This is a genomic window from Bradyrhizobium sp. BEA-2-5 (genome assembly GCF_032918025.1).
In the GTDB taxonomy this organism is placed as follows: Bacteria; Pseudomonadota; Alphaproteobacteria; order Rhizobiales; family Xanthobacteraceae; genus Bradyrhizobium; species Bradyrhizobium pachyrhizi.
Window position 1 is genome coordinate 3277241 of the sequence record NZ_CP136629.1, and the last position, 21591, is coordinate 3298831.

The 21591-nt window shown below is 65.1% G+C and carries 22 protein-coding genes and 1 pseudogene; 13 read left to right on the forward strand and 10 right to left on the reverse strand.

From position 1 onward, the window contains the following. Nucleotides 1–4 precede the first annotated feature (4 nt). From fba to RX327_RS15130, 9 genes are all read left to right on the forward strand, one after another. The gene (gene fba / locus RX327_RS15090; protein ID WP_317250721.1) at nucleotides 5–1087 is read left to right on the forward strand and encodes a class II fructose-bisphosphate aldolase; all 1083 of its coding nucleotides are present in this window, start codon (nucleotides 5–7) and stop codon (nucleotides 1085–1087) included. Nucleotides 1088–1123: 36 nt separating this feature from the next. After that, nucleotides 1124–2581 carry a form I ribulose bisphosphate carboxylase large subunit gene (locus tag RX327_RS15095; RefSeq protein WP_410712187.1) on the forward strand — a complete coding sequence of 486 codons (1458 nt, stop codon included), beginning with the start codon at nucleotides 1124–1126 and terminating at the stop codon, nucleotides 2579–2581. Nucleotides 2582–2593: 12 nt separating this feature from the next. Then, nucleotides 2594–3019 (forward strand): ribulose bisphosphate carboxylase small subunit, encoded by a 426-nt coding sequence (locus RX327_RS15100; RefSeq protein ID WP_317250723.1) that lies wholly within the window; start codon nucleotides 2594–2596, stop codon nucleotides 3017–3019. Between the two features lie 108 nt (nucleotides 3020–3127). Continuing rightward, nucleotides 3128–4069, forward strand: coding sequence for a CbbX protein (cbbX, locus tag RX327_RS15105; protein WP_317250725.1), 942 nt, complete (start codon nucleotides 3128–3130; stop codon nucleotides 4067–4069). Then, entirely contained in the window at nucleotides 4066–4782 is a 717-nt protein-coding gene (locus RX327_RS15110) for an HAD family hydrolase (RefSeq protein ID WP_317250726.1), read from the forward strand. Before cbbX ends, RX327_RS15110 begins: the two co-directional genes overlap by 4 nt. 615 nt (nucleotides 4783–5397) lie before the next feature. Then, a complete protein-coding gene (chvE, locus tag RX327_RS15115) occupies nucleotides 5398–6471 on the forward strand; it encodes a multiple monosaccharide ABC transporter substrate-binding protein (protein ID WP_317250727.1) in 1074 nt (357 codons plus the stop codon). 162 nt (nucleotides 6472–6633) lie between these two features. After that, the gene (mmsA, locus tag RX327_RS15120) at nucleotides 6634–8214 is read left to right on the forward strand and encodes a multiple monosaccharide ABC transporter ATP-binding protein (RefSeq protein ID WP_317250728.1); all 1581 of its coding nucleotides are present in this window, start codon (nucleotides 6634–6636) and stop codon (nucleotides 8212–8214) included. Next, on the forward strand, nucleotides 8211–9401 hold the full coding sequence (mmsB, locus tag RX327_RS15125; protein WP_317250729.1) for a multiple monosaccharide ABC transporter permease: 1191 nt from the start codon (nucleotides 8211–8213) through the stop codon (nucleotides 9399–9401). The genes mmsA and mmsB overlap by 4 nt, the downstream gene beginning before the upstream one ends. A gap of 57 nt (nucleotides 9402–9458) precedes the next feature. Further along, nucleotides 9459–10292: an inositol monophosphatase family protein gene (locus RX327_RS15130; protein WP_050386980.1), complete on the forward strand. Its 834-nt coding sequence runs from the start codon at nucleotides 9459–9461 to the stop codon at nucleotides 10290–10292. 266 nt (nucleotides 10293–10558) lie between these two features. Here RX327_RS15130 and RX327_RS15135 read toward each other — a convergent pair whose 3' ends face one another. Next, nucleotides 10559–11926: a glycosyltransferase family 87 protein gene (locus RX327_RS15135; RefSeq protein WP_317250730.1), complete on the reverse strand. Its 1368-nt coding sequence runs from the start codon at nucleotides 11924–11926 to the stop codon at nucleotides 10559–10561. A gap of 298 nt (nucleotides 11927–12224) precedes the next feature. Here RX327_RS15135 and RX327_RS39250 point away from each other — a divergent pair, with 298 nt between their 5' ends. Beyond that, complete coding sequence (locus RX327_RS39250; protein WP_410712188.1) at nucleotides 12225–12833, forward strand: DUF4336 domain-containing protein; 609 nt, start codon at nucleotides 12225–12227, stop codon at nucleotides 12831–12833. 31 nt (nucleotides 12834–12864) lie between these two features. On the opposite strand, the gene RX327_RS39255 is transcribed toward RX327_RS39250, so the two are convergent. Together RX327_RS39255 and RX327_RS39260 are read right to left on the reverse strand one after the other, a co-directional pair. Then, nucleotides 12865–13047 carry a helix-turn-helix domain-containing protein gene (locus RX327_RS39255; RefSeq protein ID WP_410712189.1) on the reverse strand — a complete coding sequence of 61 codons (183 nt, stop codon included), beginning with the start codon at nucleotides 13045–13047 and terminating at the stop codon, nucleotides 12865–12867. Nucleotides 13048–13345: 298 nt separating this feature from the next. Continuing rightward, nucleotides 13346–13792, reverse strand: a pseudogene (locus RX327_RS39260) (DJ-1/PfpI family protein); the annotation flags it as partial. Between the two features lie 104 nt (nucleotides 13793–13896). On the opposite strand from RX327_RS39260, the gene RX327_RS15150 reads away from it, so the two are divergent. Next, nucleotides 13897–14724, forward strand: a complete 828-nt coding sequence (locus RX327_RS15150; protein WP_050386978.1) for a dienelactone hydrolase family protein — start codon at nucleotides 13897–13899, stop codon at nucleotides 14722–14724. Here RX327_RS15150 and RX327_RS15155 read toward each other — a convergent pair. The 5 genes from RX327_RS15155 to cobU are packed head-to-tail and all read right to left on the reverse strand — an operon-like array spanning nucleotide 14707 to nucleotide 17175. Further along, nucleotides 14707–15465, reverse strand: a complete 759-nt coding sequence (locus RX327_RS15155; protein WP_028331467.1) for a CbtA family protein — start codon at nucleotides 15463–15465, stop codon at nucleotides 14707–14709. The two genes, RX327_RS15150 and RX327_RS15155, sit on opposite strands and share 18 nt — an antisense overlap. Nucleotides 15466–15475: 10 nt before the next feature. Further along, the gene (locus RX327_RS15160) at nucleotides 15476–15688 is read right to left on the reverse strand and encodes a CbtB domain-containing protein (protein ID WP_202814565.1); all 213 of its coding nucleotides are present in this window, start codon (nucleotides 15686–15688) and stop codon (nucleotides 15476–15478) included. Further along, nucleotides 15685–16029, reverse strand: a complete 345-nt coding sequence (locus RX327_RS15165; RefSeq protein ID WP_080666910.1) for a hypothetical protein — start codon at nucleotides 16027–16029, stop codon at nucleotides 15685–15687. The genes RX327_RS15160 and RX327_RS15165 overlap by 4 nt, the downstream gene beginning before the upstream one ends. Next, a complete protein-coding gene (gene bluB / locus RX327_RS15170) occupies nucleotides 16007–16639 on the reverse strand; it encodes a 5,6-dimethylbenzimidazole synthase (RefSeq protein ID WP_317250732.1) in 633 nt (210 codons plus the stop codon). Before bluB ends, RX327_RS15165 begins: the two co-directional genes overlap by 23 nt. Before the next feature lie 32 nt (nucleotides 16640–16671). Further along, nucleotides 16672–17175 carry a bifunctional adenosylcobinamide kinase/adenosylcobinamide-phosphate guanylyltransferase gene (gene cobU / locus RX327_RS15175; RefSeq protein WP_028331465.1) on the reverse strand — a complete coding sequence of 168 codons (504 nt, stop codon included), beginning with the start codon at nucleotides 17173–17175 and terminating at the stop codon, nucleotides 16672–16674. Nucleotides 17176–17322: 147 nt separating this feature from the next. On the opposite strand from cobU, the gene cbiB reads away from it, so the two are divergent. Continuing rightward, nucleotides 17323–18264, forward strand: a complete 942-nt coding sequence (cbiB, locus tag RX327_RS15180; protein ID WP_317250733.1) for an adenosylcobinamide-phosphate synthase CbiB — start codon at nucleotides 17323–17325, stop codon at nucleotides 18262–18264. Between the two features lie 11 nt (nucleotides 18265–18275). Further along, nucleotides 18276–19244 carry a threonine-phosphate decarboxylase CobD gene (gene cobD / locus RX327_RS15185; RefSeq protein ID WP_050387163.1) on the forward strand — a complete coding sequence of 323 codons (969 nt, stop codon included), beginning with the start codon at nucleotides 18276–18278 and terminating at the stop codon, nucleotides 19242–19244. Between the two features lie 202 nt (nucleotides 19245–19446). Here cobD and RX327_RS15190 read toward each other — a convergent pair whose 3' ends face one another. Then, the gene (locus RX327_RS15190) at nucleotides 19447–20895 is read right to left on the reverse strand and encodes a cobyric acid synthase (RefSeq protein WP_317250734.1); all 1449 of its coding nucleotides are present in this window, start codon (nucleotides 20893–20895) and stop codon (nucleotides 19447–19449) included. Between the two features lie 12 nt (nucleotides 20896–20907). Next, nucleotides 20908–21561: a cob(I)yrinic acid a,c-diamide adenosyltransferase gene (cobO, locus tag RX327_RS15195; RefSeq protein ID WP_410712163.1), complete on the reverse strand. Its 654-nt coding sequence runs from the start codon at nucleotides 21559–21561 to the stop codon at nucleotides 20908–20910. Nucleotides 21562–21591 lie beyond the last annotated feature (30 nt).

Below are 21591 nucleotides of genomic sequence, written 5' to 3' on the forward strand. Positions count from 1 at the left end.
CACCATGGCGCGGATAACCCTGAGGCAGTTGCTGGACCACGCCGCCGAACGCGGCTACGGCGTTCCGGCCTTCAACATCAACAATATGGAGCAGGGCCTCGCCATCATGGAGGCGGCGGCTTCCTGCGATGCACCTGTCATCATCCAGGCCTCGCGCGGCGCGCGGTCCTATGCCAACGACATCATGCTGGCGAAGATGATCGACGCGCTCGAGGAGATGCATCCGCACATCCCGCTCTGCATGCACCAGGATCACGGCAATGACGAAGCGACCTGCGCGTCCGCGATCGCCCATGGCTTCACCTCCGTCATGATGGACGGCTCGCTCAAGGCCGACGCCAAGACCGCGGCCGATTACGACTACAATGTCGCGATCACCCGGCGCGTCGTCGATCTCGCGCATTGGGTCGGCGCTTCCGTCGAAGGCGAGCTCGGCGTGCTCGGCTCGCTCGAGCACGGCGGCGGCGAGCAGGAAGACGGCCACGGCGTCGAGGGCAAGGTCAGCCACGATCAGCTCTTGACGGATCCCGACCAGGCCGTCGATTTCGTCCGCGCAACGAAGGTCGACGCCCTGGCGATCGCGATGGGTACCTCCCACGGCGCCTACAAATTCAGCCGCAAGCCCGATGGTGACATCCTGGCGATGCGGGTGGTCGAAGAGATCCACCGCCGGCTGCCGAACACGCATCTCGTCATGCACGGCTCCTCCTCGGTGCCGCAGCCGCTGCAGGACATGTTCAATCAGTTCGGCGGCGAGATGCCGCAGACCTGGGGCGTGCCGGTCGAGGAGATCGTCCGCGGCATCAAGAGCGGCGTGCGCAAGGTCAATATCGACACCGACTGCCGGCTGGCGATGACCGCGGCCTTCCGCAAGGTCGCCGTCCAGTCGAAGAGCGAGTTCGATCCGCGCAAATTCCTGAAGCCGGCGATGGATGCGCTGCGCGAACTCTGCCGTGACCGCTTCGAGCAATTCGGCACGGCCGGCAATGCCGCCAGGATCAAGGTGGTTGCACTGCCGGAGATGGCCCGCCGCTATCGCGCCGGCGCGCTCGATCCGCAAATTGGAAAGATGACCCAGGCCGCCTGAGCAAATGGCGACGAACCACAGGAGATTTCGATGAATATGCAGCAGTCGATCACCGTGCGCGGCAAGGATCGCTACAAGTCCGGCGTGATGGAATACAAGCGCATGGGCTATTGGGAGCCCGACTACACGCCGAAGGACACGGATGTCATCGCGCTGTTTCGCGTCACGCCACAGGAGGGCGTCGATCCGATCGAGGCCTCTGCTGCGGTGGCCGGCGAATCCTCGACCGCGACCTGGACCGTGGTGTGGACCGATCGCCTCACCGCTGCGGAGAAATATCGCGCCAAGTGCTATCGCGTCGATCCGGTCCCGGGCTCGCCCGGCTCGTATTTCGCTTACATCGCCTATGACCTCGACCTGTTCGAGCCGGGCTCGATCGCAAACCTGTCGGCCTCGATCATCGGCAATGTGTTCGGCTTCAAGCCGCTGAAGGCGCTGCGGCTCGAGGACATGCGGCTGCCGGTCGCCTATGTGAAGACGTTCCAGGGGCCGGCGACCGGCATCGTGGTCGAGCGCGAGCGGCTCGACAAGTTCGGCCGGCCGCTGCTCGGCGCCACCGTGAAGCCGAAGCTCGGCCTCTCCGGCCGCAACTACGGCCGCGTGGTCTATGAGGCGCTGAAGGGCGGGCTCGACTTCACCAAGGACGACGAGAACATCAACTCGCAGCCCTTCATGCACTGGCGCGACCGCTTCCTCTACTGCATGGAGGCGGTCAACCGCGCGCAGGCCGCGTCCGGCGAGGTGAAGGGCACCTATCTCAACATCACCGCGGCGACCATGGAGGACATGTACGAGCGCGCGGAGTTCGCCAAGGAGCTCGGCTCGTGCATCGTCATGATCGACCTCGTGATCGGCTACACCGCGATCCAGTCGATGGCGAAGTGGGCGCGCCGCAACGACATGATCCTGCATCTGCACCGCGCCGGTCACTCGACCTATACGCGGCAGAAGAGCCATGGCGTGTCGTTCCGCGTCATCGCCAAATGGATGCGGCTCGCCGGAGTCGATCACATCCATGCCGGCACGGTGGTCGGCAAGCTCGAGGGCGATCCCAACACCACGCGCGGCTATTACGACATCTGCCGCGAGGACTTCAACCCGATGAAGCTCGAGCACGGCGTGTTCTTCGACCAGAGCTGGGCGAGCCTGAATAAGCTAATGCCAGTGGCTTCCGGCGGCATCCATGCCGGCCAGATGCACCAGCTGCTCGACCTGCTCGGCGAGGACGTCGTGCTGCAGTTCGGCGGCGGGACCATCGGCCATCCCATGGGCATCCAGGCCGGCGCGACCGCCAACCGCGTGGCGCTGGAAGCCATGATCCTCGCTCGCAACGAGGGCCGCGACTACGTCCACGAGGGCCCGGAGATCCTGGCCAGGGCGGCCGAGACCTGCACGCCGCTAAAGGCGGCGCTCGAAGTCTGGAAGGACGTGACCTTCAATTACGAGTCGACCGACGCCCCCGATTTCGTTCCCACGCCGAGCATGGCGGTCTGAGAGGAGATACTCATGCGCGTTACCCAAGGCTGCTTCTCGTTCCTGCCCGATCTCACCGACGAGCAGATCACCAAGCAGGTGCAATATTGCCTGAGCAAGGGTTGGGCGGTGAACATCGAGTTCACCGACGATCCGCATCCCCGCAACACCTATTGGGAGATGTGGGGCCTGCCGATGTTCGACCTCGCGGACGCTGCCGGCGTGATGATGGAGCTCGCCGAATGCCGCAGGGTGTATGGCGACCGCTACATCCGCGTCTCGGGATTCGATTCCAGCCATGGCTGGGAGTCCGTACGCATCTCCTTCATCGTCAACCGGCCGCGCGAGGAGCCGGGCTTCCGGCTCGACCGCTCGGAGGCTGCCGGACGCAACCTGCGTTACGCGACCCATTCCTACGCAGCGGGCCGCCCCGAGGGCGAACGCTACGCAGATCAGTAACCGCGTCCGGCTTGCAAACCAGGCGGATTGCTCCCTCGACCGTCTGGTCCGGATGCACTTCTCCGTCGTCGCCGCCGCGGCGACGGAGCTTTTCCAGGCGAGAGGACAATGACGCAAGCGCAAGAACAGATCAGCGAACAAATCCGCGAGACCCCGCTCGAGACCATCGACCTCCGGCATGAATTCGCCGACCTCGGTATCGGCGACGTGCTCGACCAGCTCGATTCCGAATTGATCGGGCTCAAGCCGGTCAAGGACCGCGTGCGCCAGATCGCCTCGCTGCTGCTGGTCGAACGCATCCGGCAGAAGATGGCGTTGGCAACGACGTTGCCGACGCTGCACATGTCCTTCACGGGCAATCCCGGCACCGGCAAGACCACGGTGGCGCTGCGCATGGCCAAGATCCTGCACGGCCTCGGCTTCGTGCGGCGCGGTCAGGTGATCTCCGTGACGCGCGACGACCTCGTCGGCCAGTATATCGGCCACACCGCGCCGAAGACCAAGGAGATCCTGAAGAAGGCGATGGGCGGCGTACTGTTCATCGACGAGGCCTATTACCTGCATCGTCCCGACAACGAGCGCGACTATGGCCAGGAATCGATCGAGATCCTGCTCCAGGTGATGGAGAACCAGCGCGAGGACCTCGTCGTGATCCTCGCCGGCTATGGCGACCGCATGGAGAAATTCTTCCAGAGCAATCCGGGCTTCCGCTCCCGGATCGCGCATCACATCGACTTCCCGGACTATTCGGACGGCGAGTTGCTCTGGATCGCCGAGCTGATGTTGCAGCAGCAGAATTATCGGTTCTCCCCGGAAGCGCGCGAGGCCTTCATCCGTTACATCGCCGTGCGCAAGGAACAGCCGCTGTTCTCCAATGCGCGCTCGATCCGCAATGCGCTCGATCGCATCCGGCTGCGCCAGGCCAACCGGATCGTGGCGAAGCTCGACCGCACGCTGACGGCCGACGACGTGATGTCGATCGAGGCCGGCGACGTGCTCGCCAGCCGGGTGTTCGTCAAAGGCGCCGGTGCGCCGGGCGAGGGACGATGAACGAGGCGCTCGCCGTGATCCGGACCGCCGGGATGCGCGACATCATCGCGAGCGCCCGCGCCCTGATCTTCGATGTCGACGGCACGCTCGCCGAAACCGAGGAGGTGCACCGCCGCGCCTTCAATGAAGCCTTTGCCGAAGCCGGCCTCGATTGGTTCTGGGACCAGGTCACTTACGCGCGGCTGCTTCGGGTGGCCGGAGGCAAGGAGCGCATCCGCGCCTTCGACCAGCGCAACGCGGTCCCAATGCTGACATTCGCCGAGATCGCTGACCTGCACAGGATCAAGACCGCACGCTACGCCGCGCTGATTGCCGCCGGCGGCTGCCCGTTGCGGCCGGGCGTCAGGGCCTGGCTCGCCGGCGCGCGCAGCCGCGGCCAGCGCCTCGCGATCGCAACGACCACCTCGCACGGCAATATCGATGCCCTGCTTTCGGTTTCGCTCGGGCTGGACTGGGCCGATCAGTTCGAGGCGATCGTTGCCGGCGACGACGTGCCGCGGAAGAAGCCGGCGCCGGACGTCTACACCGAGGTCCTGATCCGGCTCGGACTCGGGCCGGGAGATTGCGTCGCAATCGAGGATTCCGGCAACGGCCTCGCCGCCGCAGCGCGCGCCGGCATCCCCGTCGTCATCACCCGCAGCGCCTATTTCAGCGACGACGATTTTGCCGAGGCTCTGCTGGTTGTTGACGATCTCTCCGACATCGACGCCTGAAGGTCGCTGCGCCGGCCGGGCAGCTCCGACCAATTTATTCTGGTGCTGAAATAAATGGTGCTTGCATCCATGGCAGGGTGAAGGCACAATCCCGCCAAAGGTTGCCAGGAGCAGTGCCGCGCCACCCTGGGGGCTATGGGATTTGCCAGTGATTCCGGGTGGTACTCCCGCGACCCTCCACGTCTCCGAGAAATTTCTTCGGATAATTAAATAAATGGCCAGTCGGTGCCTGCGTCCGTATGGTAGGGGCAACATCAACCAAAGGGTGCAGAAAACGACGGCGCACCGCCAGACGTCCTGTCGGACGCTGGCGCTCGCCAACGATTCCGGGAGACCGGCGCCTCATGATCCTCCACGTCATTCCTGCGCCTCGTTCGCCCCACGACATGACGCCCGGCTGAACCCGGCATTGCGGGATCGACATGGCCGACCATGCGGAGTGAGCATTGGCGCTGTTGACGGGTTCGATCGACATTCCGCAATTTCGGTTCGTGACGATCTCGGCGCCGATCCGACGCCGCCGTAGAATCCGCGGCCGGCCCACGAACGATAGCCGTCGATTGACGCTGTCCACGGCAACTGGAATCCCAACTCAAAAAAGCAAGGGAGTGAAGCATGTTCAAATTGAAGACCACCTTGTTCGCGCTTGCGCTGGCCGGTCTTGCCGCGACGGTGTCCGATCGCGACGCGCTCGCCCAGAGCAAGGCGACCGTCGGCATCGCCATGCCGACGAAGTCGTCGGCGCGCTGGATCGACGACGGCAATAACATGGTCAAGGTGCTGAAGGAGCGCGGCTACAACACCGACCTGCAATATGCCGAGGACGACATTCCGAACCAGCTTTCGCAGGTCGAGAACATGGTGACCAAAGGCGCGAAAGCGCTGGTGATCGCCGCGATCGACGGCACCACGCTGTCGGACGTGCTCAAGCAGGCGAAAGCAAAAGGCATCACGGTGATCGCCTATGATCGCCTCATCCGCGGCACGCCGAACGTCGACTACTACGCGACCTTCGACAATTTCCAGGTCGGCGTCTTGCAGGCGCAGTCGATCGAGCAGGGGCTCGGGCTGAAGGAAGGCAAGGGTCCCTTCAACATCGAGCTGTTCGGCGGCTCGCCCGACGACAACAACGCCTACTTCTTTTATAACGGCGCGATGAGCGTGTTGAAGCCGTATATCGACAGTGGCAAGCTCGTCGTCGCATCGGGCCAGATGGGTATGGACAAGGTCGCGACCCTGCGCTGGGACGGCGCCACCGCGCAGGCGCGCATGGACAATCTGCTCAGCGCCTACTACGGCAACAAGAAGCTAAATGCCGTGCTGTCGCCCTATGACGGCATCTCGATCGGCATCATCTCCTCGCTGAAGGGCGTCGGATATGGCAGTGCCGGCCAGCCGATGCCGATCATCTCGGGCCAGGATGCCGAAGTGCCATCGATCAAGGCCATGCTGCGCGGCGACCAGTATTCGACCATCTTCAAGGACACCCGCGACCTCGCCAAGGTGACAGCCGACATGGTCGACGCCGCGCTCGCCGGCAAGCAGGTCACCGTCAACGATACCAAGACCTACGAGAACGGTGTCAAGACCGTGCCGTCCTATCTGCTCAAGCCGGTGGTGGTGGATAAGACCAATTGGGAGAAAGTCCTGATTGACAGCGGCTATTACAAGCGCTCGCAATTCGACTAGAGCGTTTTTCGAGCGGGGTGGGTACCGGCTGAGGAAAACGCATCAAACTAGAATATGGAGCCCCGTTCCGATTTAATCGGAACGGAATAGGCTCTAGGGCGGATCGCCGGCAAGCGGCGGCGGACCGCGCCGGGGACGATCGACGTTGCGGGACACGATCCGATGACCGCAATGCTGGAGATGCGCAACGTCAGCAAGAGCTTTGCCGGTGTGCAGGCGCTGCGCGACGTCAACTTCCAGGTCGAGGCCGGGCAGATTCACGCCCTCGTCGGCGAGAACGGCGCCGGCAAGTCGACGCTGATGAAGGTGCTCAGCGGGGTCTATCCGCATGGCAGCTACGAGGGCACCATCATCTTCGAAGGCGAGGAGCGGCGCTTCCGCGACATCAACGATTCCGAGGCGCTCGGCATCATCATCATCCATCAGGAGCTGGCGCTGATCCCGTTGATGTCGATCGCCGAGAACATCTTCCTGTCGCATCCGCCGTCGCGGTTCGGCGTCATCGACCGCAACGCGGTGCATCGGCGGACCGCCGAGCTGTTGGCGCAGGTCGGCTTGCGGGAGCCGCCGGATACGCTGATCACGGATCTCGGCGTTGGCAAGCAGCAACTGGTCGAAATCGCGAAAGCGCTGTCCAAGCGTGTGCGCATGCTGATCCTGGACGAGCCGACGGCGAGCCTCAACGAAGCCGACAGCGCCGCTCTGCTCGAACGCCTGATGACATTCCGCGAGCAGGGCATCGGCTCGATTCTGATCTCGCACAAGCTGAACGAGGTTGCCAAGGTCGCCGACCACATCACGGTGCTGCGCGACGGCCGCACCGTCGACAGCATCGACTGTCATGCCGAGCCGATCCAGGAGGATCGCATCATCCGCAGCATGGTGAACCGCGATCTCGCGCACCGCTTTCCCGAGCGAAAGGCGGAGATCGGCGAACCCGTGATGACGGTGGAGAACTGGTCGGTGTATCACCCGCTGCATACCGAGCGGCAGGTGATCAAGAATGTCGACTTTACGCTGAGGCGCGGCGAAGTCGTGGGCATCGCCGGGCTGATGGGGGCCGGCCGCACCGAATTCGCCATGAGCCTGTTCGGCCGCTCCTGGGGCACCAACGTCTCCGGCAAGGTCCGCCTCGATGGACGCGAGGCCGATCTGTCCAGCGTGCCGGCCGCGATCGATGCCGGCATTGCCTATGTCACCGAAGACCGCAAGCAGCTCGGGCTGATCCTTGCCGCCGACGTCCGCAAGAACGTGACGGTGGCGAGCCTGCGCCAGGTGTCGGAGCGCGGCGTGATCGACGACATCGCCGAGCTGAAGGTCGCCAGCGACTACCGCAGCCGCATGCGCATCCGCTGCTCCGACGTCTACCAGGAGACCGGCCAACTCTCGGGCGGCAACCAGCAGAAGGTCGTGCTGTCGAAATGGCTGATGACCGACCCCAAGGTGCTGATCCTGGACGAGCCGACAAGGGGCATCGACGTCGGTGCCAAGTACGAGATTTACTGTATCATCAACGAGCTGGCGGAGGCCGGCCGCGGCGTCGTGGTGATCTCCTCGGAGATGCCCGAGCTGCTCGGCATCTGCGACCGCATCTGCGTCATGAACGATGGCGCCTTCGTCGGGGAATTCAAGGGCCCCGAGGCGACGCAGGAAAAGATCATGCGCGCCATCATGCGCAATGTCAGAATGTCCGGACGCGGCGCCGACGAGAGGGCGGCACGCGCCGGAGGAGGGGCACCATGACCGACAAGACGGTATCACTTCCTGAGGTCCCCGGGCATTCCAGCTTCATCAAGAACAATTTGCGCAATTACGGCATGCTGATGTCGCTGATCGCGATCATGCTGTTCTTCCAGGTCGTGACCGGCGGCACGCTGCTGCAGCCGCTCAACCTCACCAACCTGGTGCTGCAGAACAGCTATATCGTCATCATGGCGCTCGGCATGCTCCTGGTGATCGTCACCGGCCATATCGACCTTTCGGTCGGCTCGGTCGCAGGCTTCATAGGCGCCGTGGCCGCGGTGCTGATGGTGACCTACAAGGTCGACTATACGCTTGCGTTCATCGCCTGCCTCCTGGTCGGTGCCGCCATCGGCGCCGCGCAGGGTTACTGGGTGGCCTATTTCAAGATCCCGTCCTTCATCGTCACGCTTGCGGGCATGCTGGTGTTCAAGGGGCTTGCGCTCGCAGTGCTGCAGGGCCAGTCGCTCGGGCCGTTCCCGGCGACCTTCCAGAAATTGTCGTCGGGGTTCATTCCCGAACTGTTCCCGAGCGCCGGCACGCTCTATCCGACGTCGCTCGCGATCGGTATCGTCCTGGCGTTTGTCCTGGTGCTGGCGACCGCCAGGAGCCGGGCGCGCGAGCAGGCGCACGGCATCGAGGTCGAGCCCTATGCGTTCTTCCTCGGCAAGAGCATCCTGCTGGCCTGCGCGGTGCTCTATTTTACCTATCTGATCGCCTCGCATCGCGGCCTGCCCAACGTGCTTGTCATCATGACCGCGCTGATCGCGCTTTACGGCTTCGTGACCCGCCGCACCGTGATCGGGCGGCAGATTTACGCGGTCGGCGGCAACGCCAAGGCGGCGAGCCTGTCGGGCATCAAGACCGAGCGGCTGACGTTCCTGACATTCGTCAACATGGGCGTGCTCGCCGCGCTCGCCGGCCTCGTCTTCGCCGCGCGGCTCAACACCGCGACGCCGAAGGCAGGCCTCGGCTTCGAGCTCGACGTCATCGCCGCCTGCTTCATCGGCGGCGCCTCGGCCTATGGCGGGGTCGGGCGCGTCGGCGGCGCTGTGGTCGGCGCCATGATCATGGGCGTGATGAACAACGGCATGTCCATCCTCGGCATCGGCATCGACTACCAGCAGGTGATCAAGGGCCTGGTGCTGCTGGGGGCAGTGTGCATCGACGTGTATAACCAGCGCCGCTGACCGCCACGCAGTCACAATTCCACGATAGGGTGCCGGAGCAACGCAGGAGAATGCCGCGTGAAACTGTCCCATGCCGACGCGCTGAACATCGGAGCCATCCTTGCCGAAGTCGCCCGCAGCGAGATCATGCCGCGGTTCCGCCGCGTGCGGGAGATCGAGGTCCGCACCAAGACATCGGCATTCGACGTCGTCACCGAAGCCGATGAGCTTGCCGAGCAGGCGATATCGGCGGCGCTGCTGCGGGCGTTTCCGAATGCAGTTGTGATCGGCGAGGAGGGCGCCGCGCGTGATCCGGCCGCGCTCGATCAGCTCGGAACCGCGGAGCTTGCCTTCATCATCGATCCGATCGACGGCACGCGGAACTTCACCTCGAGCCTGCCGCTGTTCGGCACCATGGTGGCCGCCACCATGCGCGGCGAGATCGTATTCGGTGCGATCCATGATCCGGTCAGCAACGACACTGCATTTGCGCTGCGCGGCGAGGGCGCGTGGCTTGCGATGCCGGACGGCGGGCGGCATGACCTGAAGGTGGCTCCCGCCGTGTCGGTCAAGCAGATGGATGCGATCGTCGGCGTCAACTTCCTGCCCGAGCCGCTGCGCACGATTGTCGCCGGCAATCTTTCGAGGCTCGGCGGCAGCGCCTGGCTCAGATGCGCCGCGCATGAGTATCGCATGGCGGCGTCCGGACATTGCCACCTCTTGTTCTACAACAAGCTGATGCCGTGGGATCATGCCGCGGGCTGGCTGTTGCATCGCGAGGCCGGCGGCTACAGCGCGCATTTCGACGGATCACCCTACCGGCCGGTCAATCTGACCGGCGGCTTGCTGTGCGCACCCGACGAGGCGAGCTGGCGCGCGGCGCGAGAGGCGATCCTGACGCCGGCTGGATAGCAGCGGACGCGGGTTCGTCGCGTTGCGGCGGTTATGAGCCACATTGGTTTTCGGATTCAACTGTCAAACGGCTTGTTCGGTGTCGTCCCTGCGAAAGCAGGGATCCATACGCCGCGGCAGGTGTTGTGGAAGGACTCGTCGTCCCAGCGTCGCCGTGACAACCGGCTTTTGTGGTTATGGGTCCCTGCGTTCGCAGGTACGACATTGAATGTGTTGCGCTGTCAGCGGCCATATTTTTGCCGCGGGGACTTGCGCCGTCGGGCAAATCAGTGATTGGCGATTTCGGCCGCAGCATCCAGCAGTGGCAGATGCCTGATGCGGCGCACGACAAGGATGGCAACTGCCGCAGCGGCGATCGGTGCCAGTTGCAGGCCGTTGGCGCCCGCAGGCACCATGGCGAAGGGCGTCAAATAAAGCGCCGCGAGGGCGATGCGTTCATAGGGCAGCCAGCCCTGCGCAAGCGCCTGCGCGATCAGCCACGCGCCTGGGATCGCCAGGATCACGACCTCATAGTTGCCGAGCGACGGCACGCACAGGCCGGTCATCGCCACCATCAGCGCGATCTCGGCGGCGCCGCCGGGACGTTTTCGCAGCACCAGGATCATGACGGCGATCGCGATTGCGGCCGCGATCACCTGGACGAGCCAGGCCGTGCTGCTGGATCCGCCGGCCAGCCTGACCGCGGCGTAGGGACTGGCGAACTTCTCGAAACCGGGTCCGCCGCCGAGGCTCCAGGCGCTTGCCTCCGGCAGAACGGCAACGAACTTGATCCACGGGTCGATGCCGAAGAAGGCGGTGGCCGCCAGCACAAGCGCGAGCGTCGTTGCGGCCGCTGCAGCGAGCGCGCGCCAGCGCCGCGCCAGGATCAGCACCAGCGGCGCGAGCAGGGCGATCTGCGGCTTGTAGCTGAAGCACCCGAGCAACGCCCCGGCGATTACCGGGTAGCGGTCCAGCGTGACGGCCGATCCGCCGAGCAGGGCCGCCGAGAACAGGGAATTCTGTCCGAACAGCGCGCACACCCACACGGCGGGAAAGGCGAGCGCGGGAACGACGGAGCCGCGCTCGAGCATGGCTCTCACCGCGGCTGCATAGGCGGCGCCGGTCGCGAAGATCCAGATGACGGCCGCCGTTGCAAAGGGAACCAGTGCGAAGGGCATCCAGAACAACAGCGACGTCGGCGGGTAGAAGAACGGTGCGTAGGTGTTCTGACCGAGCACGGCGGCTACAGCGGCGCGGCCTGCGTCGCCATAGGCGTCGCCGGCGCGGCCTTCGAGCGCGAGCTTTGCCGCGGTCCAGAACGCCGCGAAATCATGGCCGACATCCATCGTCGGCGCAGCCCATGGGATGATCGCGATGCAGCCGATGAACAGGACGAGAAATACGCGGGTGAAGGCGGTGACACGATCAGCCGTGAGCCAGTCGGCCTCACGCAGCGCGGAGACCAGCGCGCCCGCGCCGTACCGCGGTGAATGCGCGAGTGCCGCCTGCGGCTGAGCTGTGGACGCATTCGAGGTTCGGCTGATGGTTGCGCGCGGCATCGCAGCGCCACGATCCGCGTCATCCGCCGCGAAGTGACGCGCGGCGTCATCAGCGAAGGCCAGCCTGTGTCCCTCGAGGTCCGACTTTTGCGACATCGGCCGCTTCATCCCAATCGCGTCGTGCACGCACAACATTTGGATCAAATCGTCTAAGGTTGCGTAAACCCGATCGTTGCAATTGGCCGCGGCGCAATCGGAACCGATGATCGACATTGGCCTTGTCCGCGGCCGGTCACGCCGGGCATGGTAAATGAACCCGCAACGCCGGCGGCAGCGTGCGGCGCTCGACGGTCAAGGTTCATCGCAAATGGCGGTATTGCAGCAGTTCGGCCACGACATCTGGATGGCCGGGGGGCCGAACCTCGCGGTCGCCGGGTTTCACTATCCGACCCGGATGGCCGTCGTCAGGCTGGCGGACGGCGGCCTTTTCATCTGGTCGCCGGTCCGGTTGACGGAGGAATTGCAGGCCGGCGTCAACGCACTCGGCCAGGTCAGGCACATCGTGGCGCCCAACTCGCTGCATCATCTGTTCCTCGCCGAGTGGAAGCAGGCCTATCCGGCCGCTGTGCTCCACGCCCCGCCTGGCCTGCGAAAGCGGCGCCGTGACCTCGGCTTCGATGCCGATCTCGCGGATGCGCCGAGCCTCGACTGGGTCGGACAGATCGATCAGGTGGTGATGCGCGGCAACCTGATCACCACGGAGGTGGTGTTCTTCCATGTCGAAAGCGGCACCGTGCTGTTCACCGACTTGCTGCAGCAAATCCCTCACGAACTGGTCTCCGGCTGGCGGGCGACGATCGCAAAACTCGACCTGATGGTCGGGCCGGAGCCGTCGGTGCCGCGCAAGTTCCGCGTTGCCTTCACCGGCCGCCGCGCGGCGCGTGCGGCCTTGCAAAGGATTCTGGCGTGGCCCGCCGAAAAGGTGCTGATGGCCCATGGCACGCCGGTCGAAAAGGATGCGCCGGCATTCTTGCGCCGCGCCTTCGCGTGGCTCTCGGCGTGATGATTTATCGCGGATGCGGCGTCGTTGCAGATCAACCGCCTGAGCGGAAATGCCGCGGCGAATGCCGCGTTTCGCGCCGGATCAGCCGGCGGAGGGTCGAGGGCTCGGCATATCCGACCTTGCCCGCGATCTCTTCGACCGACAGGCGCGTGGTCTCGAGCAACGACCGCGCCGTCTCGATCCTGATGCGTTGCACGAATTGAATGGGCGACACGCCGCAAATCGAACTCGAGCCGTCTGGCAAATGTCCGCGGCGCCAGCGCGACGGCTGCGGCAACGTCCCCGATCGTGAAGTCGCGCGCGATGTTGCTGCGCACCCATTTCTCGGCCCTAGCGACCTTGGGGTCCTGGCCGGCAAGATAATTGATCGCCATGAACGGCGCCTGCGAATGCCGCTCGCCAAGCAGCAGGTAATTGGCGCAGCCCTTGGCCAGCGCCGGGCTGCCGAAACGCGCGATCACCGCGAGCATCAGGTCCATCTGCGCCATCGCCGCGCCGGCGGTTGCGATCGGCCAGTCGGCCACCACCATGCGCTCCGTCATCAGCTCGACTTTCGGATAGCGTTGCCGAAACAGCGGCGCGAACCACCATGTCGTGGTCGCCCGCTTGCCGTCGAGCAGGCCGGTCTCCGCCAGCAAGAAGCTGCTGGCGCAGGACGCGGCGAGCATCGCGCCGCTCTCGAACGCCGTGACCAGCATGTCGCGGGCGTGCCGACATGCCGGTGTCGCCAGCTTCCGCTCCAGTGCATCGGCCGATGCCGAGCCGAGCCCGGGCACGATGACGAGGTCGGCGCCGCGCAATCGGCCCGCGCGCCGCCTCGGCCCATAACGCAGCGTCGTCACCTCGAAGCGCGTGCGCTTCGTCGTACTGATCCGGTTGGCGGTGGCCAGCACGTCGTGGGTGATGGCGGCCGCCGACGCGAGGCAGCCGTCGATCTCGACAACCGCGATCCTGGTCATGTCATAAAATCCGCGATCAATGTCATTTTTGACACTAGCTGCCGGGTGGAAAAATCGCAACTCTGACGCCAAGACGCTGCCGATCCCGATCAGGAGGACCGCCGATGCCGAACCGGCCGATGACCCAGGACGATCCGCTCGAGGATTTCGAGCGCCGCCAGATTACCCTCGATGGTGCCGGCAAGGCCGTCCATGTTGGCGGCGGAGGTCCTGCGGTGATCGTGATGGCGGAGATGCCGGGCATCAGCCCGCATGTGGCGCGCTTCGCCCGCTGGGTTCGCGATGCCGGATTCACCATCTATATGCCGTCGCTGTTCGGTCGCGACGGCGCTATTGCGAGCGCAGAGCAGGGTGCCGCGGTGTTTCAGCGCGCCTGCGTCAGCGCGGAGTTTCGTGCGATGGCCGCAAACCAGTCCAGTCCCGTGACGCAATGGCTGCGCGCGCTGGCCCGATTTGCCCATGGCGAATGCGGCGGTCCCGGTGTCGGGGCCATCGGGATGTGCTTTACCGGCAATTTCGCGCTCACCATGATGCTGGAGCCGTCGATGCTGGCGCCGGTGCTTTCGCAGCCGTCATTGCCATTGAACGATCCGGCGGGCATCGAGATCGCGCCGGAGCAAGTCAAAGCGGTGCGCGAGCGGTTGGAGCGCGAAGACCTGACCGTGCTGGCCTATCGCTTTGAGGGTGACAAGTTCTGCATGGCGCAGCGCTTTGCGGCCTATCGCGAGGCGCTCGGCGATCGATTCATCGGGCGGGTGCTTCCCGACAGCGCGGCGAATCGCGATGTGCCGCCGTTCTTCCGGAATTTCGTCACGACACCGCACAGCGTCGTGACCGTGCATCTGATCGACGAGGCCGGCCAGCCGACCATCGCGGCCCGCGATGAGATCCTGGCGTTTTTCAGGCAGCGGCTGTCACCCGCGAGCGGATGAGCCTTGCGATGGGCCTTGCCGGTCGAAATAGGCGAATGCGGCGCTCGTCAGGCTGCCCAGCAGGGACCAGAACACCAGACTGGTCAGCGTGACGGCGACCACGAACTGGTGCGACAGCGACGAGGGCACGTTGGTCTCGACATGCTCCAGCTCGGGCGCGCCGATCAGATGCGGCAGCATGATCAGGACCACGCCGGCGATGGCGGCCGGCACCGAGCGCCGGAACACGATCAGCCCGAGGCCGGCTGCGGTCGCCAGCACCGCCGTCACCCACCAGATCTGGCGCGAGAGCAATGGAGCGGTGGGAACGCCCGGTAATTCAGGCGGCAGTCCGAGGCCCGGAGCAATGGTGAAGACGGCAAAACCCGCGAGGCCCCACATCAAGCCTTCATGCCACGACATCTGCTCGCCGGTCGCGCCGCTGCGAACCGCGACGAAGCCGCAGAGCAGAAGCGCAAAACCGATCGCGGTCAGGATGTTTGCCCCCGCGGTATAGACGTTGCGTTCCAAACCATCGCGCGGCTCCCAGGCCTCCGCGCCATGATCATGATCGGCATGATCATGGACGAGGATCGCCTGCGGTGGCGCGGCGGCTTCGTGCTTGTGCGTGGCCGCCTTCTCGTAGACCTCGGCCCTGAGGATCAGGGGAACGGTGCCGAATTGCTGGACCGCCGTGACGACCAGGCCGACGATGAACCCGGCAATGACCGACGAGAAGACGATCGAGCGAAACGTGCTCATGCCAACGAGATCAGTGGCAGGGAAAGGCGTTGGAATGGCGCACGTCATGCGCGGCGTTGTGGATCACGTCGATGTGCGAGAAGCCGACCACGCCGACGATGAACAGGCCGAGCGTCATGGCCATCAACGACTGTGCAAGCCGTCCAACCTGTCGGGTAGCGATTGGCAGATGCGTGACCTGAGCTTGAGTAACCTGGGTTTGCGCGGTCCGGGACTGGCTCATGGTCGTTCTCCACATTCGATTTGATCGGCTTCTAGCAGCTTTCGGGTGATGTCGCGACTGGTAAGATGCAAATTTGTTCCAAGGGGAATGCGCTTGCGCTCGATCTTGGCGTGTGCGGCTGCCTTGAAGGCTGGTTCAAACCGCCTGAAATGGGCGAGACATGCGTCCACCGTCGGATCGGTGCCAAGCAGCGTGCGAAACGCGCCCCGATGCACGGCGCAGATGGCGCGGTGCTCCGGCACGGGAAAGACCAGCGAGGCGATGTCGGCGCGCCAGTGCGCGTCACAGCTTGGGGCGCAGTCGCCGGCAGGGAGGCGGTCAGCGTCGGATGGTGAATTCATCCGGACCTCGCCGCGATTCCCACTTGGCCTGTTCGAGCTCCGGACGGTCGCACTCGGTCTGTGGGTAACCGATGCAGAGATAGCCGATGAATTTCCAGGAGTCCGGGATTTCCAGAACGCCATGAATGCGTTCCGGATTGAGGATCGACACCCAGCCGAGACCGATGCCCTCGGCGCGCGCGGCGAGCCACATCGCGGTGATCGCGGCGACCACGGAATATTCGGTCGTCTCCGGCATGGTCGCGCGACCGAGGCCGTGGCCGATCCGGTCGGTCTTCTCGGCAAACACGGCGAGATGGCCCGGCGCCTCCTCGAGGCCTGATAATTTCAATGCGGCATATTTTGCGGCGCGCTCGCCCGAATAGGACCGCAGCGCATCGGCGTTGCAGGCCTTGAAGTCGTCGATGACAGCGCGGCGCCGTGCCTCGTCGTCGACAATGACAAACCGCCAGGGCTGGCTCAGGCCGACCGAAGGCGACAGGCAGGCGATCTCGATCAGCCGCTCGATCGTGCCATCCGGCAGCGGATCGGTTCGGAACCGCCGCACGTCCCGCCGCCACACGAACAGCTCGTGCAGCTGCCGGCGAAACGTATCATCGAATGAGACCATTGCGGGGCCTTTGGCAGGATCGATCTCGGACTTCATTTAAGCTTCATCGGCAGGCCCGCAACGACGAACTCAACCTCGTCCGCGATGCCGGCGATAGTCTGGTTCATGATTCCTGCGGCGTCGCGGAAAGCCCGCGCCAATGCATTGTCCGGCACGATGCCGAGACCGACCTCGTTGGTGACCAGCACGACCGGGCCGCGCTGGCGCGACAGCGCATCCGCCAGCCGAGTCACTTCCTGCGACCAGTCGCGCCCGGCATGCAGCAGATTGGATAGCCAGAGCGTCAGGCAATCGACCAGCCTCGCACCAGCGCCATCGGTCCCGGACACCGCTTCAACCAGATCGAGCGGCACCTCGCGCTCGATCCAGTCGCTGCCGCGCCGCGCGCGATGTCTGGCGATCCGCTCATCCATTTCTGCGTCGAGCGCCTCGGCGGTCGCGATATAGATCGGCTGTCCCGGAAAGCTGCGCGCACGAAGTTCGGCGCGCCGGCTTTTGCCGGACCGGGCTCCCCCCGTGATCAGAATGACGGCCATATCATCTCCTGTGCGACCAGTACGCACTTCGCTCGGAAACGCTCTAACCACCAATCGCGGAGAAAGACAAAGCCGAAATCCGTCACGGAGGGCTTGCGCTCGGCCGATGTCTTGCGCATCAGGGGACCGCGGCGAGGAGAGGGTCAAGTGGGTTTTGCGGGAGCGATGGCGGTGGCGATGGCGATGGATGCCTTGATCGGCTGGCCGGCGTGGCTGTTTGCCCGCATCGGCCATCCCGTGACCTGGCTCGGCCGGCTGATCCATCTCGTCGATAGCGCCTGGAACCGCGCCTCCGATCCGCCGGCGTTTCGTCGCGTGGCTGGCGTCGCGGCCGCCGTTTCGGTGATCGCGCTGGTGATTGGGCTCGGTTGGGCCGTTCAGTCTGTGCTCGCATCCGGATGGGTGCGCGTTGTCCTTGTCGGTGTGCTGACGTGGCCGCTGGTTGCCGTGCGCTCGCTGCATGACCACGTCGCCGCGGTGGCCAACCCTCTTGTATCCGGCGACATTGCGGCCGCACGTTCGGCGGTTGCGCAGATTGTCGGGCGTGATCCGGCAATGCTCGATGAAGCCGGCATCGCGCGCGCGGCGATCGAGAGCCTTGCGGAGAACGCCTCCGATGGTATCGTCGCGCCGGTGTTCTGGGGCGCGCTGTTCGGCCTGCCCGGAATCCTCGGCTACAAGGCCATCAACACGCTGGATTCCATGATCGGCCATCGCAACGAACGGCACGAAGCGTTCGGCTGGGCGGCGGCGCGTATCGACGATGTCGTCAATTTCATTCCGGCGCGGCTGACCGGGCTTCTGTTCGTGCTGCTCGCGCCGAACCGTTCGCAGGCGTGGTCATGCGTGTTGCGCGATGCGCAGCGGCATCGCTCGCCGAATGCCGGATGGCCGGAAGCCGCGATGGCCGGCGCGCTCGGCGTGCGGCTCAGCGGTCCTCGCATCTATCAAGGTCACATCGCCGATGAGCCCTGGCTGAACGAGGGGGCGCGCGATCCGGCTGGCGCTGATGTCCTCACCGGGCTGAAACTCTATCGCTACGCCATGATTCTGTTGGCCGGGGCGCTGCTGGTCCTGGCGCTGGCATGAAGGAGCGGCGCATGCGTGAGCACGGCGGGAATCTTGATGTCGCCCGGCAGCGCTTCGGCGGCGCTGCGGACGACTGGATCGACCTGTCGACCGGGATCAATCGGGTGCCGTATCCCTTGGTCGAAGTCGAGCCGCGGCACTGGAGCGCGTTGCCGTCGCGATCCGATCTTGAATCGCTGCACGACGCCGCGCGGCAGGCCTATGCGACCGACGCGTCGATCGTGGCGATGGGCGGTGCGCAGGCCGCCATTCAGTTGCTGCCGCATCTGGCGCCCCTGGGGCGGGCGCGGATTCTGGCGCCGACCTACAATGAGTATGCCGCGGTGTTGTCGGCCGCCGGCTGGGACGTCGCCGAGGTGTCCGATCTCGCCGCGCTCGCGGGTGCGGACATTGCCGTCGTCGTCAACCCGAACAATCCCGACGGACGACGCCATGACCAGCGCGAGTTGCTGGCACTGCTGCCGCGCGTTGGCCGGCTCGTCATCGACGAGAGTTTTGCGGATGCCGTTCCTGACCTGTCCCTTGCATCGGAAGCAGGACGCGCGGGGCTCCTGATCCTGCGCTCCTTCGGAAAGTTTTACGGACTTGCCGGCTTGCGGCTCGGGTTCGCGATCGGCAGCGAGGCGGACATCGCCGCGCTTGCCACGATGGCGGGCCCATGGCCGGTTTCGGGCGCCGCGATTGCGACCGGACGGCGCGCGTTGCTCGCTCACGACTGGGCCAAGGCCACGGCCGCGCGGCTGGCCGACGACTGCGTCAGGCTCGACGCAATGGCGCGATCGCAGGGCTGGACGCTGGTCGGCGGCACGTTGCTGTTCCGGCTGTACCAGACCGACGATGCGCTGGTCGCGCAGGAGAAGCTTGCGCGTGCGCAGATCTGGTCGCGGGTCTTCCAGCAAAAGCCGGGATGGCTGCGGCTCGGCTTGCCGGGCAGCGAGGCCGAATGGTCTCGCCTTTCCGCCGTGTTGTCTTCGGTCTAGCGACGATCTCAGCGTCGCCTCGCCCCGCGTGCGGGGAGAGGTCGGAACGCATCGCCAGATGCGTTCCGGGTGAGGGGGAGTCTCCGCGAACGCAGCTATCACCGGATATGCGGAGACGGCCCCTCACCCCAACCCTCTCCCCGTGAAGAACGGGGAGAGGGGGTACAGCGCCGTCGCTGTTCGACCCAGGAATCATCTCGCTTTAACGCGCCAGCGCGAGCAGGCCTTCGACATCGAGATGGGTCTCGATGTGTCCGGCAAGCGTGTCGAGCGCGCTCTCGACCCTGGCGCCGTAGGGCTGATCAGCCGCCGCGATGTCGAGTTGCGCGAGGAAGGCCTTGCGAAATTCGTCCGAGGCGAACAGGCCGTGCAGATAGCTGCCGTGAACGCGCCCGTCACTCGAAATGGCGCCTTCCGGCGCGCCGTCAAGCGATGCAAAAGGACGCGCGCGATCCGGACCGTCGGTGCGGCCGATATGGATCTCGTAGGCGCTGATCGGCTGGCTGGTCGCTTCATGCACCGCGCTGACGCGCGTCAGCGTCTTCTGTTCGGTCATGGTGGTCGTGACATCGAGCAGCCCAAGGCCGCGCGTTTCACCGGCGGGCCCCTCGATGCCGTCAGGGTCAGCGACGCTGTGCCCGAGCATCTGATAGCCGCCGCAGAGGCCGAGCACATGGCTGCCCCTGCGGTGGTGCGCGAGAAGATCGATGTCCCAGCCCTGCGCGCGCAGGAAGGCGAGATCGCCTCGCGTGGATTTCGAGCCCGGGATGATGACGAGCCTGACATCACCGGGAATGGCGTCGCCCGGACGCACCATGAGGAGATCGACGCCCGGCTCGAGCTTGAGCGGATCAAGATCGTCGAAATTGGCAATCCGCGACAGCGCAAGGAACGCGATCTTGCACTGGCCCGGCTTGCGCGCCTCGCCGAGCCCGAGCGCATCTTCAGCCGGAAGTTCGCCGGCGCGGACGAACCAGGGCAGCACGCCAAACCCGCGCCAGGCGGTGCGCTCTTCGATCAGCCTGTAGCCATCGTCGAACAGCGTGGGATCGCCGCGGAACTTGTTGATGACAAATCCACGGATCATCGCCGCATCGTCGGGGTCGATCACCGTCTTGATGCCGACGAGCTGCGCGATGACGCCGCCGCGGTCGATGTCGCCGACCAGCACGACCGGCACGTCCGCCTTGCGCGCAAAGCCCATATTGGCGATGTCGGCCTTGCGCAGGTTCACCTCGGCCGGGCTGCCGGCGCCTTCCACCAGCACGAGATCGGCGCGCTGCTTCAGGCGCGCAAAGCTCTCCAGCACCGCGCCCATCAATGATGGCTTCATCGCCGCGTAGTCACGCGCCCGCGCCGTGGCGATGCGCTTGCCGTGAACGATGACCTGAGCGCCAACATCGGTCTCGGGCTTCAGCAGCACCGGGTTCATGTCGGTATGCGGCTCGACCCCGGCGGCGAGCGCCTGCAGCGCCTGGGCGCGGCCGATCTCGCCGCCATCGACGGTGACGGCGGCGTTGTTCGACATGTTCTGCGGCTTGAAGGGCAGCACGCGCAAGTCCCGCCGCGTGAAGGCACGCGCAAGGCCGGCAACGATGAGCGACTTGCCCACGTCCGAACCGGCTCCCTGGATCATCAATGCGCGCGTCATCGCCGAAGAGTCTCAGAACTCGACGCCGGCTTGCGCCTTGATGCCGGAGCGGAACGGGTGCTTCACCAGCGTCATCTCGGTGACGAGATCGGCGATCTCGATCAGCTCGTCCTTGGCGTTGCGGCCGGTGAGCACGACATGCGTCATCGGCGGCTTTGACGTGGTCAGAAAGTCGACGACATCTGATATCGCGAGATAATCGTAGCGCAGCGCGATGTTGATCTCGTCGAGCACGACCATGCGCAAGCTCTCATCGAGGATCAGCTCCTTGGCCTTCTCCCAGCCGGCGCGCGCGGCGGCGATGTCGCGGGTGCGGTCCTGCGTCTCCCAGGTGAAGCCTTCGCCCATCGCGTGGAACTGGCAGAGATCGCCGAAATGGCCGGTGAGCAGGCGGCGCTCGCCGGTGTCCCAGGCGCCCTTGATGAATTGCACCACCGCGCAGGGGAAGCCATGGGCGACGCAGCGGACGATCATGCCGAACGCCGAGGAGGATTTGCCCTTGCCGCTGCCGGTGTGGACGATGATCAGGCCCTTTTCGCCGCTCTTGGTCGCCATGATCTTGTCGCGGGCGGCTTTCTTCTTCGCCATCTTCTCCGCGTGGCGCGTGTCCAGCGAAAGATCGGTGCCGACGGCGCCGTCTTCAGCGTCGTTTCCATCTGAAATCATCACGTTCCTTCGGCTTGACAAGTGCGAGGC